Raw genomic sequence first — 15,360 nt, forward strand, 5'->3', positions numbered from 1 at the left:
CGCCCCGGCCCTCGCCGCCCTGCGAATTCCGCTGACAATCGATCACGAGGTCTCCCAAGAGCATGACACGACAGGCAACAAAGGAGTCACCTGCGCTGTTGAACGAGGAGCTCCTTGAGAAGGCGAAGCCTTCCAAGCTCATGCCCGCCGTGATCGCCGGAATGGTCTCGGGGACGCTGGTCGTCTCGTTCGATATCTCCCTTGGCGCGCTGATCTTCAACCACGGGCTCGCCGGTTACCTCTCGAGAGGGATCGGCATCATCCTGATCAGCTCCGTCATCGTCGGCGTGATCGTGTCTCTCCTCAGCTCCTACAAGCCGGTGATCGCCGCGCCGCAGGAGGACGCCGCCGTCATTCTCGCCTCGATGGCGGCGGCGATCACGACGGCCATCGCGGACAAGGACCCGACGGCGAGCCCGTTCCCGACGGTCGTGGCCGCCATCGCGATCACCTCGGTCGTCGCAGGCGGCTTCTTCCTGCTGCTCGGCCTCTTACGGCTCGGCATCCTGGTCCGCTTCATCCCGTACCCCGTCGCCGGCGGCTTCATCGCAGGCGCCGGCTGGCTCCTCCTCCAGGGCTCGATCTCGGTGATGTCCGGCCAGCCATCGACGCTCGACATTTTCCCGAGCGTGGTGATGGATCCGGAGCTCCTGAAGCGGGTCCTCCCGGGCCTCGTGTTCGGCGTCCTGCTCCTCCTGGTGCTGCGGCGGTTCTCGTCGCTCCTGCTCCTCCCCGTGCTGCTCGGGGGCTCGATCGTCGTGTTCTACGTCTCGCTGGGCCTCGCCGGCGTCAGCGTGCAGCAGGTGCTCGACAGCGGCTGGCTCCTCGGTCCGTTCCCGACCGCGTCGCTCTGGCCCCCGATCGGCGCTTCGGACCTCGCGAAGGTGGACTGGTCGGTCCTGTTCGGCAGCGCAGGCAACATGGCCGCCGTGATGATCATGGCCGCCATCACGGTGCTGCTCAGCGCGTCAGGCGTCGAGCTCGCGACGGAGCAGGAGATCGATCTCGACCGCGAGCTGCGGGCCACGGGCGTCGCGAACATCGTCACGGGCCTCCTTGGCGGCATGGTCGGCTACCTGTCGCTGGCCGAGTCGTCGATGAGCTACAAGGCCGGCTCGAACAGCCGCATCTCGGGGCTGGTCGCGGCGGCCATCAGCTGCATCGTGCTCTTCGTCGGCGCCGAAGCCATCCTGTACTTCCCGCGCCCCGTCCTCGGGGGCCTGATCGCGTATCTCGGGTTCCACTTCCTCATCAACACGCTCTACGAGGGCTGGTTCCGGCTGCGGCGCATCGAGTACTTCGTCATCGTGGTGATCCTCCTTGTCGTCGCCGTCCGGGGCTTCCTCGTCGGCATCGGCGTTGGGCTCGGCGTCTCGTTCATCCTCTTCGCGCTCAGCTACAGCCGCATCGAGGTGGTGCGCAACGCCATCACCGGGGTCCACCTGCGCAGCAACGTCGCTCGCAGCGAGGGCGAGCTGGAGACCCTGACGGCGCGCGGCAAGCAGCTCTACGTGCTCCAGCTCCAAGGGTACATCTTCTTCGGGACGGCGTACAACCTGCTCTCGACCGCCCAGCAGCGCATCCAGAGCGACGAGGACGAGAGGCCGCGTTACCTGCTGCTCGACTTCCTCCACGTCAACGGCATCGACTCGTCCGCCATCGCGAGCTTCCTCCGGCTCCGCAGGCTCGCCAAGTCGAACGGCGTCAAGCTCATCTTCACGGCGGTGCGTGAGGACATCCGCAATCACCTCGAGCGGGGTGAGGTCTTCCTGGCCGAAGGCGACGAGGTCTCCCTGCTCTACCCGGATATCGATCGAGGTCTCGAGGCGTGTGAGAAGGAGATCATCGCAGACGCGCCGCCCAGCATGCTGCCGCCTCCGATGCTGTTCTACGATCTCCAGGATGTGTTCGGCGGTCGCCCGGAAATGCTACGTTTCAAGGACTACCTCGAGCGCGTGGAGCTTCCGGCCGGGTTCGATCTGTTCCGGGCCGGAGATATCTCGAAGGACCTCTACCTCATCGAGAGCGGGGAGCTCACGGCCTGGGCCGAGATCGACGGAAAGAAGGAGAAGCGGCTCCGCACGATGGGGCCTGGGTCGGTCGTGGGCGAGTCCGGGCTCTACATGGGAGAGAAGCGGTCGGCGACGGTCACCGCCAGCCAGAAGTCCACGCTCTACCGGCTCTCGGAGGAGGCGCTGCAGCGAATGACGGCGGAGGCGCCCGAGCTGGCTGCGGCCTTTCACCACTTCGTGGTCACGCTGCTGGCCAAGAGGATCGTGCACGCGACGTCGCCCGTGAAAGCGCTGTTCAACTAGACTCGATCGGTTCAGCCTGGAGCGTTGCGTTCCCGTGGAGACTCGCTTGCAGCATGGTGCGACGGCAGTACGCCTCCCGCCGGTGCGCGCCGCGCGCCGGGGAGCCGGCGCGCCCGCTCTTCAATGCTGCACGCGTGAGCACCTGGCTCCCGCAGATCCGATCGCGCACGAGCATCGAACACAGCCCGCGAGCATTGCCGTCCTGTGTTCCGGTCGCGTCGAAACACGCATTGCCGTGCCGCGCGCCGTTTCACCTTGGGGAGAACAATCTCGTGCAGACGCTACCCCAGATGCGCGTGGATGCGCGGTGGACACACATTTGAATGCAATTTCGACGATCTCTTTCGGATTCAGAGCCACGGAATGTACGATTCGCCTAAGCTTGCGAACAGTCGTGGTTTCGCTCCGAATGAGAAGGCCAGTCGTGTTGCTTACCGCGCAACACATTTTCCTTGACAAGGGGACGCGCGCTTGCAATCCACGGACCATAGGGTTGCGGCCGGGGCTGCCCGGCATCCCGCGCGCGTCCTACCGGTCGATGGGGGCCTCGGTCCGCAGGCGCGCTCCGCCGGCTCTCGCTTCCGGAGATCCCAGAGGCCAGCATCGCGCCAGCGAACACCCGAAGGCCTGTCCGCCTTGAGCAGCTGGAGAAAGGACAACTTATGAAAACTCAACGTCGACCCCTGATGGTATTAGCCATTCTGTTGGGTGTCCTATCGGTCGCCGCCTGCGGCAAAGATAAGGCTCCTTCTGAAGCACGTCCAGAGTCGGGCACCAAGGAAGCTGCGGCTCAGCCCTCCGAGCTCAGCGTCCTCATCTTCCCGAACTACCTGGACGACAAGAGCATCAAGGACTTCGAGACGCAGAACAACGCCCGCCTGCGGCTCACGATCTACGACTCCACCGAGGAGATGGAGAGCAAGCTCGCCTATGCGGGCGCCGACGCGCAGTACGACGTCGTCGTGATGGCGGCGCACGCCAGCGGGCGGCTCGCGCGGCGCGGGCTCATCCGCCCCCTGGATCACGCCCAGCTCCCCAACCTGAAGAACCTCGAGTCGCGGTTCTCGGGCCCGAGCTTCGACGAGGGCAACAAGTACTCTATCCCTTACCAGTGGGGCACCGTCGCGATCATCTACAACAAGAAGAAGATCCCCAACATGGATCCGACGTGGGGCGTGCTCTTCGACGCCCAGAAGACGCCGGGCACGTTCGTGCTGATCGACGAGATGCGGGACATGGTCGGCGCGGCGCTGAAGTACAAGGGATTTTCCAGCAACACGTCGAAGCCTGAAGAGATCCGGGAGGCCGGGCGCATCCTCAAGGAGGCCAAGAGCAACCCGAAGTGCCTCGGCTTCAAGGGCGGCATCGGCGCGACGCAGGACGTGAAGGGCGGCTCCGTCGACATGGCGGTCGTCTGGAACGGGGACGCGCAGAAGGTGGTCTGGGAGGACAAGGATCGCCTCGCCCTCGTCATTCCGAAGGAGGGGTCCGTGATCTGGGTCGACGTGATGACCGTGCCGACCAAGTCGCCCCACCCCGAGCTGGCTCACAAGTTCATCAATTACATGCTGACCCCCGACGGCGGCGCGCAGCTCTCGATGATGACGAAGTACGCGACCCCGAACAGCGCCGCGCAGGCCAAGCTGCCGGTCGAGGACCGCACGAACCAGCTCATCTACCCGACGGGCGATCTGGCGACCCGCCTGGAGGCCCATCGTGATCTCGGCGAGTCGGCCAAGCTCTACGACGAGGTCTGGGCGGCCGTGAAATCGAACTGACCTCGAGGCGATGGCGCCAGCGAGGTGCTCAGTCTCCGATCACACCGATGCCACTCCTGCGCGACGCGCCGGTGTCGAGCGCACGCCCGAGCTGGAATCCGGGCCGCCGCGTGGAGCCCTGGCAAAACGGAATGCTTCGTTGCAATCGACGTGTCACTCTGGTGCGGCGCTCGTCTCGCCGGCGCCTCCCCGAGGCGTGAGCGGCGAGCCCGGCTGGAGCGCACGGCGTAGCTCGCTACCACACCACCGGAGCGCACCGCGCTCAAGGCGCCCGGCGCGACGAGGTGGAGCGCGTCGATCCGAACGTAAGGACCCCCATGGAAGATCATCGCTCCAAGACCGCTCCTCGTGCGAGAGGCATGATCGTAGACAACGCGTTCACGGCCGATAGCCTCCATGGCGTCCGGCGCGAGCCGACCTACAGCGGCGCGCTCTCCTTCCTGCGCCGCAAGTACACGCGCGACCTGACTGGCGTCGATGTGGCGGTCACCGGCATCCCGCTCGACACGGCGACCAGCAACCGCCCAGGGACGCGCTTCGGCCCGCGCGCGGTGCGGGAGGCCTCGGCGCACCTCGCGTGGAACCGCCCGTACGGCTACGAGTTCGACCCGCTCGACCGGCTCGCCGTGGTGGACTATGGCGACTGCGTCTGGGATTACGGGCGTCCGGAGGAGAGCCCTGTCGCCATCGAGGAGCACATCGGCCGCATCCTCGACGCCGGGGTGACGCCCCTCTCGATTGGGGGGGATCATTTCGTGAGCTACCCGATCCTTCGCGCCGTGTCCAAGCGCCGCGGGAAGCTCTCGCTGATCCATTTCGACGCTCACTCCGACACGTGGAGCGACGAGGTCGGATCGGGTCGGGTCGATCACGGCACCATGTTCTTCCACGCGGCGCGGGAGGGCCTCGTGGAGCCCAGCCGCTCGGCGCAGATCGGGCTCCGCACCTACAACGCCGATACGCTCGGCTTCCAGGTGCTCGACGCGCCCTGGGTTCATCGCCATGGCGCGAGGGCGGTGATCGAGCACGTTCGCAATATCGTCGGGGACCACGAGGTTTACCTGACGTTCGACATCGATTTCCTCGACCCGAGCTTCGCGCCCGGCACCGGCACGCCGGTCTGCGGGGGGATGTCCACCGCGGTCGCGCTGGAGATCCTGCGGGGGCTCCAGGGCATCGCGCTCGTCGGCATGGACGTCGTGGAGGTCGCGCCCGCATACGACGTGGGTGAGATCACGGCGCTGGCTGGCGCGACGATCGCGCAGGAGGGGCTCGGGCTCATCGCGTGCCGGCCTGGCGCCAAAGCAAGGGAGCCAGCCGACGGAGAGCGGCGTCCGGGTACCTAGAGCGACAAACGGCCTGAAACCACAAGAAAGAGCAGGAATTTCACAGGGAGGCGCGGAGGCGGGGAGCGAGAGACGGCAAGAGGGAGAAATTCATTTTCTTCTTCCTCCCCGCCTCCCCGCCTCCCTGTGAAAATTCTCGGGGTTGCCTCATCGTCGGTGCTCTAGCAGTCACCGGCGTGTCCGGCGGCGCGGAGACCGCGCTCGGTACGGCGCGAAGACGGCTTCTGGGGAGTCTTCGGTGAACTGGCGGAGCACCCGGTTCAGCCCGCGCGTGCCGTGGGCGCGGACCGTCTGGACACGGTCGAGATCGAGCACCTCCCCGAGGTACTCCTCGCCGGAGCCGCCCAGGAAGAGGACGCGGCCCTCGGGATCGACCGCGATGGAGCGCCCGCCGCCGATCTCCACCGCGGCGTTCACGTTCACCACATAACACTGGTTCTCGATCGCGCGGGCGCGGGCGAGCACGAGCTCCTCCTCGCGATCCGGCGTCGTGGTCAGCGTCGGGTGCAGGATCACCTCGGCGCCGCGCAGCGCCAGGCCGCGCGCGACCTCGGGATACCAGCCGTCGTAACAGATCATGAGCCCCAGCCGGCCGACGCGCGGGATGTCGAACACGGGCGCGGGCTCATCGCCCGGCGCGCAGGTCTCGAAGGGCATCCAGGGATAGAGCTTGCGGTACCGGGCGACGAGCTTGCCGCTCGGCGAGAAGACGAGCGCGGTATTGTGCAGCTTGTCCCCCGCGCGCTCGTAGATTGACCCGGCGCAGAGCCACCTCCGAGCCCTGCGCGCGATCGCGCCGAGCCGCTTCGTGAGCGGCCCCGGGATCGGCTGGGCGAGCTCGTGCGACGGGGTGGTGTGGCGGAACGGGTGATCCCCCGTGAGCCACAGCTCGGGAAACAGGTAGAGCTGCGCCTCGGGGAACGAGACGCCCAGCGTCTGCACCTCGCGCTCGAGCTTCTCGAGCGTCGCAGCAGGGTCGCCAGGCACGGGCCGGGACTGGACTCCGATGACGTGGAGGAGGCGAGCCATACCAGCGACGTTATACACCCCCTCTGCGGCGTGTGTTCGAGGGGCGTCGTGAACGTCGCGCCGCGGGGCGCCTGGCGAGCTCGCTCAGATGGTCGGCTCGATCGACCCGCGAGCCGCCGCGATCACCTCGGCCGTGGCGAAGTGCGCCGACTCGAGGGCACCCTGCGCCCAGCCCGTGTAGAGACACGTGTGGTCGCCGGCGAAGACGACGCGCCCCTCACCGCGCTGGAGATCCGCGATCAGGTCGGTCTGATCGGGCCGGTACGCGGGCCAGCCGCCTCGCGTGTACGGCTGATGGTGCCACGAGAACGACAGCCCCTTCTGGAAGTACTGCCGAGCGTTCGGGAAGAACGACTCCATCGTCTTGAGCCCGAACTCGATGCGATCGGCCGCGGTGGGCAGCTCGTCGAGCGCCGCGGCGTTGCGGTCCTGCACGTACGCCGTGAGGATGCCCGAGGTGCCCGACTGGAGCGAGGTCAGGTCCCACAGACGCTCGATGGGCGTGGTCGTGCAGGCCGCGAGCAGCCCGACGATGCCCTCATCCGCCCAGAACCGGTGCGAGAACTGGAAGTTGAGGCGCGTGACGGTGAACATCGGGATCTCCGACGCGGCGCGGTGCTTGGGGCCGGAGAGCGGCGGGTCGAACGCGACCTCGAGCAGGATGCGGTGGGGGAGCGCGCACACAACGAAGTCGCCCTCGATCGTCTCGGGGTCCCCGTTCCTGAGGAACTCGACGGTCACGCCGTCCTCGCGGGAGATCACCCGCTGCACATGGGCCCCCTTGAGGATGCGATCGCCGAGATCGTCGGCGAACGCGGTGGTCAGCCGGTCGTTCCCGCCGGCGATCGCGTAGGTGTGGAACCACTTGGCGTCGAGCCGCTGGTTCGCCGACCAGGCGAGGCCGCTGAACATCTCGATCTCCGTCCCCTCGTACGCGCGGCAGATCTCCCTCGCGGCGTGCGAGGCCCCGGTCCGATCCAGGCTGCGGTAGAACGTCTCGCCCGAGAAATCCTTGCGGACGGTGGCCGGTGGCCACTGCGTGTCCCGCGGGTCGCCGATCACCGAGAACGCCTTCGCCGCGAGCTGCAGGTTGAGGGACTCTGCGTCGATGTCCCGCTCTTCCGGAGAGAGCGGAAAGTCGGCAGGATAGTGCGCTTTGCCCCGCGAGGTGCTCAGGAAGCGATGGCCCATGACGTAGTACAGCTGCGTCGCGTCGAGCGGATACTCGAGGATCTCCAGCCCGAAGTGGCGCGCATAGGCGAGCGTGAGCACGTGGGTGTCGGCGATCCGGGTGACGCCGAGCTCGGCGTACTGGTCGCCGAAGTGATTCCGGAGCGTGTAGAAGCGGCCGCCGACACGGTCATTCCGCTCGAGGATGATCGGGTCGAACCCGGCCTTCCGCAGCGACCATGCGGTGCACAGCCCTGAAATCCCGCCGCCGAGCACGATGACGCGGCGCCCGCCGCCGACGCTCGGCCACTCAGGCAGGGTGTCCCACAGCTGTGGCAACATCTCCCCTGCCGCCGCGAGGCGACGCCGGTCGTAGACGGAAGCGAACGACTGCTCGGGGACATCGATCGGGCGGTCGGACAACATGGACCTCTTGCTCGGGCTGGCTGACGATCGTCAGGTTGGCAAAAACGCCGCCGAGACGGCGCGCCGCGGGTGGCAGACCCGACGCGCGCTCCTCTCGTGGCCTACGGTTCGGCGCGAAAATCGGCGCCCATCGCTCTCCTGATCGCTCCCATCCGCGGCGCGATCCGCCGAGCGGCGCGCCCGTCGTTCCGCCGTCGCTCCGGACCGCGCGCGCCGTGTGTCGCGTGATCCGAGGTCGAGGAGCGGATATTCACGAGTGACCATGATGGACAAGCGATGTTTTGCTTTCAAGCAAAATCATGACCGCGCGGATTGTCACAAGAGTGCGCGGGCGTCCGAGGATGTGGTCACTTGGTCACTTGGTTACGTGGCGCGCGCGGCGCGCGGCCGCGCGCCGTCAGATCGCGGCGTTTCCGGCGGCGGCCATGAAGCGAACGCACCGCCCCACACCATCGCGCCTCGATCGTGGATTGCGGAGGAACGTGCCTGATTTGCGCCCCGGCGCACGATTTGCGTCGAGCAAGGAAACACACGAGAGCGCTGCATGACACGCGAGGCCGAGCCAGGCGCTGAGTTCATGTGAGACGCTGAATTCGAGCGTGGCGCGAACCGCGTGCGGCGGTGGAGCTCCTGCCAGAGTGGAACGGTGGCGCAGCTGTGCCTTGCGCCACGCCTGGAATGGATGTGGCCGCCAGGGCGACGCCGGTCGATGGACGCGGGGCGCGAGGCGACGCGCTGCGCGGGCCGCCCTGCTGCGCGGTCGAGCAGGGCGGCGCGGGGGCGGAGCGCCGAGGGGTGATGGGCGTGAGGTGGAGAGCGCGCGGCCAGGACGGCCGCGCGATGATCAGAAGTTCAGGTTGGCAGAGAGGAGGAAGGTGCGGCCTGCCTGCGGCATCCTGGTCGCCGTGAACTGGGGCGAGATGGGGGCCTCGTACTCCCAGTCGGCGACGTTGTAGACGCCCATGTTGTAGCGGAGGCCGGCCACGTCCGTCTGACCGGAGAGGACCACGTCCCAGATCACTGCGGCGTCGGTCTCCGTCAGGGTCTTGTCGATGCGCGGCGACTCGACGGTGAGGCGCGTCGACAGCATCAGCGCCTTCCCGAACAGCGGCACGGTCCCCTTGACGGCGGCCATGTGCTCCGGCGAGTTGGGCACCTTCTTGAGCACCTCGTCGACGTCTCCTTTATCGAGGTACCTCGCCCGTGAATAGGAGTAGGAGAGAGAGGCCATCCAGCCCTGGCGCCACTCGCGGCGCAGCTCGGCCTCCGCGCCCAGAACGAGGATCGGCTCCTTTGTGTTGTCGTACCGTCCCGGCACTGCCGTCGTGAAGTCGCCGGTCTGCGCGATCATGTCGGTCATGTAGTTCACGTATCCCGCGCCGAGCAGGGAGAGCGTGGACGAGAGCCGGTGCGTGAACTCGACCTCTCCCGAGAGCACGCTCTCGGGATCGACCGACGCGCCACTATCCGGGTCGTACCCCGGGGCAAAGTTGCTCGAGGGCACCTGCAGGAAGAGCTCGTAGATGGGCGGAGCGCGGAACGCGCGGCCGCCGGTGACCTTCAGGTTGCCCCCTTCGTAAGGCTTGACGACGAGCGCGATACGGGGGCTGATCCCGGAGTTGAAGCTGAGACCGTCGCTCCCATAGTTGTAATAGTCGATACGAGCACCCGCGGAGACACGGATGCGGTCGGACGGGACGAAGTCGACGACGCCGTAGCCGGCGAGGATCTGGTAAGGATGCGAGTCGAACAGATCCTCATCGTTGGGGTCGAGGACCTCGCCCTCGACCTCGGACACGGGCAGCACGAGCGTGTCGATGCATGGGAGAACACCGCACGCGTGCTCCTCGATTCGCTGCCTGCCGAGCAGGTGTACCTGGCCCTCGGCGCCGACGGTGATCTTCAGCTCGCGGAGCGGGCTGATCTCGAATCGCTGATCCGCGAGCAGCCACGTGTCCTGGTACTGCTCGACGTCATGGATCGTTTCGGTCCCGATGTCGGACAGCCAAAGCGTGTCATCGTAGAGCTGCATGTCGACGCCCACGCGGGTCGTCATGGAGAAGCTATCGGAGAACCGCGGCGAGAACGTGAGCTCGGCGAACCCGCGCCTGTCGCGGTAAAATGTCCTGTCGTCGCCGACCATGGTGAAGTTGGCGCCGGTCGGGATCGACTTCCTGCGCTCGTTGTAGAACACCTGCGCCGAGAGGGACTTGTACCAGAGCCGCCCCTGGATCGTCCCCACGTTGAAGTGGTCCGCGCCGCGGGAGTTGGGGTCCCCGTCCTTCCATTTGGTCACCGGATCGGGGACGTTCGGCTCATCCGGGTTGTTGGGGTCGGGCGGGCCATCGGGGTCGGGCGGGATCGGCAGGAAGTAGTCTCGCCCTTGACCGTGGCCTCCGGCGACCGACAACCACATGCCGGAGTCGCGCCCGAAGGGCACCTGCACCTGGCCGCGGCCCCGGATGAAGCCGTGCTGCGCCGCGCCCACGCCGACGCCCGCGCCGAACGACGTCGGGCGGCCCTTGGTCACGATGTTGATGACGCCGACGAACGCGCCCGTACCGTAGAGGAGCGAGCCCGGGCCACGGACGACCTCGATCCGCTCGACGTCCTCCAGGTCGGTGCGCGCCGATTGATCGGCGAAGGCGAGGCCGTCCCACGTGTCGTTGATCGAGTGCCCGTTGAGCAGCACGAGCACGCGATTGCTGTAGTCACCAGGGATGCTGATCCCGCGGATGCCAACCCAGGAGTAGGTGCCGTCGTACGTCGTGTAGACGCCGCGCATGCCCCTCAAGGCCTCCGCGACGGTCGGATACCCCATCGCGCGGAGCTCCTGGCCCGAGATGATGGTGACCGAGCCGGGCGCGTCCTCGACGGCCTCCGCCGTACGCGACGCGGCCTCGACCTCCTCGAGCTGCCGGAGGGAGATGTCGATCCGGGTCTGCTGTCCGGCCACCACGGTGGCCGACTGCTCGACCGGGCGGAAGCCGCGCAGCGAGACGCGCACGCGGCGCTGGCCGCTCTGCACGTTGAGGACCGCGGGCGTGAAGCCCATCGGCTTCCCGTCGACCTCGACGAGCGCGTCGCGCTCGTCCGCGTTGACGACGAGGCTGCCGGTGAGCGGGTTGAGCCGGTAACGCGCGGTCACCGTGCTCGCGGCCGCCACGTTCACGTCCTGCTCCGACGGCTGATACCCCTCCTGCGAAAGGTAGAGGCGGTGCCGGCCAGGAGGCAGCGTGAGATCGCACGGCGCGGTGCACGCCGGGGGGCCGCTCGCGTCGTTGACCCGCACCGTCGTGCCCGCCATCTCGCCGACCACGCGCACCGTCCCGACGATGCGCTTCAGCTTGACCGCGACGTTCGTCTGCTCGCCGATCTTCGCCTCGACGTTCTCGACCTCCGCCGGCTCGTACCCCTCGAGATCGACGATGATCTTGTGCTTGCCGGGCTGGAAGCCGAGGAGGCGGGGCGTGCTGCCGCGGCCGCCGAGATCGCGGCGGTTGATGTACACCGTCGCTCCGGGCGGGTCCGTGGTCACGTTGATGACGGCGACGTTGGGCCGGATGCGCGCGAGCGCCTCCTCGATGGCCGGCCTGCGCGCGGCGTTGGGCTCGAGATCGAGCGCCTGAACGTAGTAGCGAAATGCGTCTGGATACTCCTGGAGAGCCTCGTATGTTCGGGCGATGTTGAAGATGACGTTTCGGTTCGGGACAAGCCGGTTCGACACCAGGAAGTGCTCCAGGGCGCCCCGGTAGTCACGCGCCGAATAGCGCTCCGTGGCGATCCTGAAGTGCAGATCGGCCTCATCGGCCAGATCATCCGCCCAGGCAGGCCGACCGGAGAATGTGAGGAGTGCTACGAGTATGAGTAGGAGTGCGGAGCGACGAAAGCTCATCTTTCGATCTCGATTCCCAACGGTCGAAGTGGAGCGCAAAGCGCCGTCCGCCGGGTCCAGCCGTCACGCAAAAACCCGGCGAGCTTGGGACGAAACAGCCGCATTGCCGGGTCAGCTTACCGTAAGCCGTCAGCTGATCCAACCTGTTCGCACAGGCGGCCGTGGACCTCACGCCGGCGTGGACGCCGCTGTGTAGGCGCCGTGCGCGGAGCGCATGACAGAGTGAGCGGAACCCGGGCGGTGCGCGGTCCGGGCCCGGCGCTCCGCGGGAGGCGCCGTCAGGCAAGCGCTCGAGCTCGGCGCCCCGGGGCCGGGCCGCGCGAGCCAGAGCGAGGTGGAGCGCTGGTCAGGCCCAGCGCCAAGGTGAACAAGGGCGGTGCATCGCTGCGCTGACGCGCAGGCGTCCGCCGGGCTCCGCGCGGCGTGGCCGCCCGGCGCCCGGCGCGCTGAGTTCCGCCGCCTCCGCCGCGAGCCCGGGCCGGCGGCTCAATCGTGCCTCCAGCGGGTGAGCCGCTCCAGGATCACGATGGACACCGCCACGCCGATCAGGAGGAGCGTTGAAATCGCGAACAGGTCGGTCCGCACGCCTCGCATCTGAGATTGGTAGACGTAGAGCGGGAGCGTGACCGAGCGCGGGCCGGACGTGAAGAAGCTGATCACGAAGTCGTTGAGCGACAGCGTGAACGCCAGCATGGCGCCCCCCACGATCGCCGGCCACAGGAGGGGGAGCGTGACCCTCCGGAAGTGGAGCCACGGCGACGCATAGAGGTCCATCGCGGCCTCGCTCAGCGTCGGCCCGATGGCGACGAGCCGACTGCGGACGATGAGCGTCACGAACGCGATCTCGAACGTCACATGACCGATGATCATCGTCGTCATGCTGGGCTCGAACCAATGGTCCACCAGGCGGCGGAGCACGTTGAACGCCATGACCAGCACCGCCGCGAACGTGATATCGGGGGCGACCGCCGGGATGTCCACGATCGACTCGAGCACGCGACTCACGGAGCTCGGCCACGGAAAGTGCATCCCCAGGGCGAGCAGCGTCCCGAGGACGGTCGCGATGAGCGTGGAGGCGCCGCCGAGCATCAGGGTGTTCACGGCGACCTCGCGGATCTCCATGGCGCGCCGGCTGGTCTCGGGATCGGCGAAGAGATCGAGGTACCAGCGGACCGAGAAGCCGGTCCAGAGCAGGCCCCGCTCCGCGGCGTTGAACGAGTAGACGGCGACCGCGAAGAGCGGCAGGTAGAGGAGCGCGAAGCCGAAGAAGGCGGCGATCGTCGTCAGCGCGCGCCAGAGGCGCCGGCCGAGCTTCACAGGATCTCCACGGAGCGCCCATTCCGGCGGTAGAGGGACACGCCGCCCAGCGTCAGGACGATGAGCACCAGGCTGAGCGCCGCGCCGTAAGGGATGTTCCTCCCCGGGCCGAACTGGTGCTGGATGAGGTTCCCTATCAGCCAGTGCTTCGCGCCGCCGAGCATGTCGCTCACCACGAAGACGCTCATCGCGGGGACGTACGTGAGGAGGACTGCGACGCTGAGGCCGGGGAGGGTCTGCGGCAGGATCGCCGCGAGGAAGATGCGCAGCCGCGACGCATAGAGGTCCTGCGCGGCCTCGACGAGCGACCAGTCGAGACGATCGATGCTCGTGTAGAGGGGGACCACGGCGAACGGGAGGGAGGCCGCGACGAGGCCGATCGTGACCGCCGTCCAGCTGGGATAGACGTCGCGGCCCGGGTCGATCCACCCGAGCCAGGCGGCGAGCTTGGCAGGCAGGAGCTGCGCCGACAGGAGGAGCTTCCAGCTGAACGTGCGGATCACGAGGTTCGTGCAGAGCGGGACGATGATGAGCGCGAGCCAGAAGAAGCGCCGGCGCCGAGAGCCGCGCGCGATGAAGAAGGCCATCGGATAGGCGAGCATCACGGAGGCGGTCGTCACGACGAGCGCGAGGACGATGCTCCTGATGAGGATGCGCGCGTTCTCGCCGGACGCGGAGCCGAAGATGCGCTCGAACGACTCGAACGACAGCTCCCAGAGCAGGGCGCCGTCCGCGTCGCGCTTGAGGAACGACACGACGAGGAGCGCCAGGCTCGGCAAGAGGAGGAACACGGACAGCCAGGAGACGCCGCCCGCGATGAGCAGGGACCCCCGCGCGAGGAGCCTGCGCCGCGTCGTGAGCTGGCCATACCAGACCGTGGGCTCAGTCACTGAGCACCTCGAGCCGCTCGGCGGGCAGGGCGAGCCAGACCGAGGAGCCGGGCTTGAGCCGCGAGCGGGGGCTGAGCTGCACGCGCAGCGGCCCGGGCTCGATGATGAGCTCCACGTGATCGCCGCGGTAGAAGCTCTCCTTCACCACGCCGCGCACGCCGTTCTCCGGCGGCTCGTTGTCGCAGAGCTCGATCCACTCGGGGTGGATCGCGAGCGTGCCGTACTCCCACTGAGGCTTGGTCTGCACCCTCAGCGCGCCCACCGTCGTGAAGACGAGCGTGGCGCCGACGCGCTGCGCGGAGATGAGGTTGGCCGCGCCGAAGAACTCGGCGGCGAAGCGGCTCTGCGGCCGCTCGTAGACCTCGGCCGTCGCCCCCTGCTGCTCGATGCGGCCCTTGTTCATCAGCACGATGCGGTCCGAGACGGTCATCGCCTCGTCCTGATCGTGCGTGACGAGCACGAACGTCTTGCCGAGCGCGCGCTGGAGCCGGCGCAGGTCGAGCTGCACCTCGGCGCGCAGCTTCGCGTCGAGCGCCGACATCGGCTCGTCGAGCAGCAGCACCTCAGGCTCGTTGACGACCGCGCGCGCGAGCGCGACTCGCTGCTTCTGACCGCCCGAGATCTGGTGCGGATACCGCTCCGCGAGGTCATCGAGCTTCAGCATCGAGAGGCTCGAACGCACGCGCTCGCGCACCTCGGCGTCAGGGAAGCTGCGCGACCTCAGGCCGAAGGCCACGTTCTCGAACACGCTCAGATGCGGGAACAGCGCATAGTTCTGGAACACGGTGTTCACCGGCCTGCGGTTCGCCGGCAGGTGGTCAACCGCCCTGCCCGCGAGCAGGATCTGCCCCCGATCGGCGCGATCGAGCCCCGCGATGATGCGGAGCAGCGTCGTCTTGCCGCAGCCCGAAGGCCCGAGGAGCGTGATGAACTCGCCGGCCTCCGCCGTGAACGACACGTCGTTCAGTATCTGTGTCTTACCGAAGCTCTTGCTGACGTTCTCTACAACGAGGCTGCATCCCGGGTTGCGCTCGGCCGCGCTCTCGGTCAGGGGCGTCATGCTGCGCTGCCCCGGCGACGAGAAGAAGTCTCTCAACCTCTGGATCACCCCAGCAAACCCTTCGCGCGTGGCGCTTTCCGAACCGCTTCCGAAGCCTCGGAGCGTACTACGCAGACCATGATGCCCTCCCGTTG

At 67.6% G+C, this 15,360-nt stretch carries 10 protein-coding genes; 4 read left to right on the top strand and 6 right to left on the bottom strand.

The window, feature by feature from the left end:
- Positions 1 to 98: 98 nt before the first annotated feature.
- The 3 genes from WMF22_RS49965 to speB all read left to right on the top strand — a co-directional run bounded on the left by WMF22_RS49965 (position 99) and on the right by speB (position 5,439).
- Positions 99 to 2,315 carry a SulP family inorganic anion transporter gene (locus tag WMF22_RS49965; protein WP_437296886.1) on the top strand — a complete coding sequence of 739 codons (2,217 nt, stop codon included), beginning with the start codon at positions 99 to 101 and terminating at the stop codon, positions 2,313 to 2,315.
- 704 nt (positions 2,316 to 3,019) lie between these two features.
- Positions 3,020 to 4,093 carry a polyamine ABC transporter substrate-binding protein gene (locus WMF22_RS49970; protein ID WP_437296887.1) on the top strand — a complete coding sequence of 358 codons (1,074 nt, stop codon included), beginning with the start codon at positions 3,020 to 3,022 and terminating at the stop codon, positions 4,091 to 4,093.
- A 359-nt stretch (positions 4,094 to 4,452) separates the two neighbouring features.
- Entirely contained in the window at positions 4,453 to 5,439 is a 987-nt protein-coding gene (speB, locus tag WMF22_RS49975; protein WP_437296888.1) for an agmatinase, read from the top strand.
- 168 nt (positions 5,440 to 5,607) lie between these two features.
- Here the strand turns inward: speB and WMF22_RS49980 are convergent, their stop codons facing one another.
- Complete coding sequence (locus tag WMF22_RS49980; protein WP_438034327.1) at positions 5,608 to 6,468, bottom strand: carbon-nitrogen hydrolase family protein; 861 nt, start codon at positions 6,466 to 6,468, stop codon at positions 5,608 to 5,610.
- 84 nt (positions 6,469 to 6,552) lie between these two features.
- Positions 6,553 to 8,064, bottom strand: coding sequence for a flavin monoamine oxidase family protein (locus tag WMF22_RS49985; RefSeq protein WP_438034328.1), 1,512 nt, complete (start codon positions 8,062 to 8,064; stop codon positions 6,553 to 6,555).
- A 262-nt stretch (positions 8,065 to 8,326) separates the two neighbouring features.
- Here WMF22_RS49985 and WMF22_RS49990 point away from each other — a divergent pair, with 262 nt between their 5' ends.
- Positions 8,327 to 8,554 carry a hypothetical protein gene (locus WMF22_RS49990; RefSeq protein WP_437296891.1) on the top strand — a complete coding sequence of 76 codons (228 nt, stop codon included), beginning with the start codon at positions 8,327 to 8,329 and terminating at the stop codon, positions 8,552 to 8,554.
- A gap of 354 nt (positions 8,555 to 8,908) precedes the next feature.
- On the opposite strand, the gene WMF22_RS49995 is transcribed toward WMF22_RS49990, so the two are convergent.
- The 4 genes from WMF22_RS49995 to WMF22_RS50010 form a co-directional block, all read right to left on the bottom strand.
- The gene (locus WMF22_RS49995; RefSeq protein WP_438034329.1) at positions 8,909 to 11,791 is read right to left on the bottom strand and encodes a TonB-dependent receptor domain-containing protein; all 2,883 of its coding nucleotides are present in this window, start codon (positions 11,789 to 11,791) and stop codon (positions 8,909 to 8,911) included.
- Between the two features lie 654 nt (positions 11,792 to 12,445).
- Positions 12,446 to 13,276, bottom strand: coding sequence for an ABC transporter permease (locus WMF22_RS50000; protein ID WP_437296893.1), 831 nt, complete (start codon positions 13,274 to 13,276; stop codon positions 12,446 to 12,448).
- Complete coding sequence (locus tag WMF22_RS50005) at positions 13,273 to 14,166, bottom strand: ABC transporter permease (RefSeq protein WP_012241768.1); 894 nt, start codon at positions 14,164 to 14,166, stop codon at positions 13,273 to 13,275. Before WMF22_RS50005 ends, WMF22_RS50000 begins: the two co-directional genes overlap by 4 nt.
- Entirely contained in the window at positions 14,159 to 15,274 is a 1,116-nt protein-coding gene (locus WMF22_RS50010) for an ABC transporter ATP-binding protein (RefSeq protein WP_437296894.1), read from the bottom strand. Before WMF22_RS50010 ends, WMF22_RS50005 begins: the two co-directional genes overlap by 8 nt.
- Between the last annotated feature and the right edge of the window lie 86 nt (positions 15,275 to 15,360).

It is taken from the genome of Sorangium sp. So ce204, from assembly GCF_051526795.1.
GTDB classification, from domain to species: Bacteria; Myxococcota_A; Polyangia; order Polyangiales; family Polyangiaceae; genus Sorangium; species Sorangium cellulosum_B.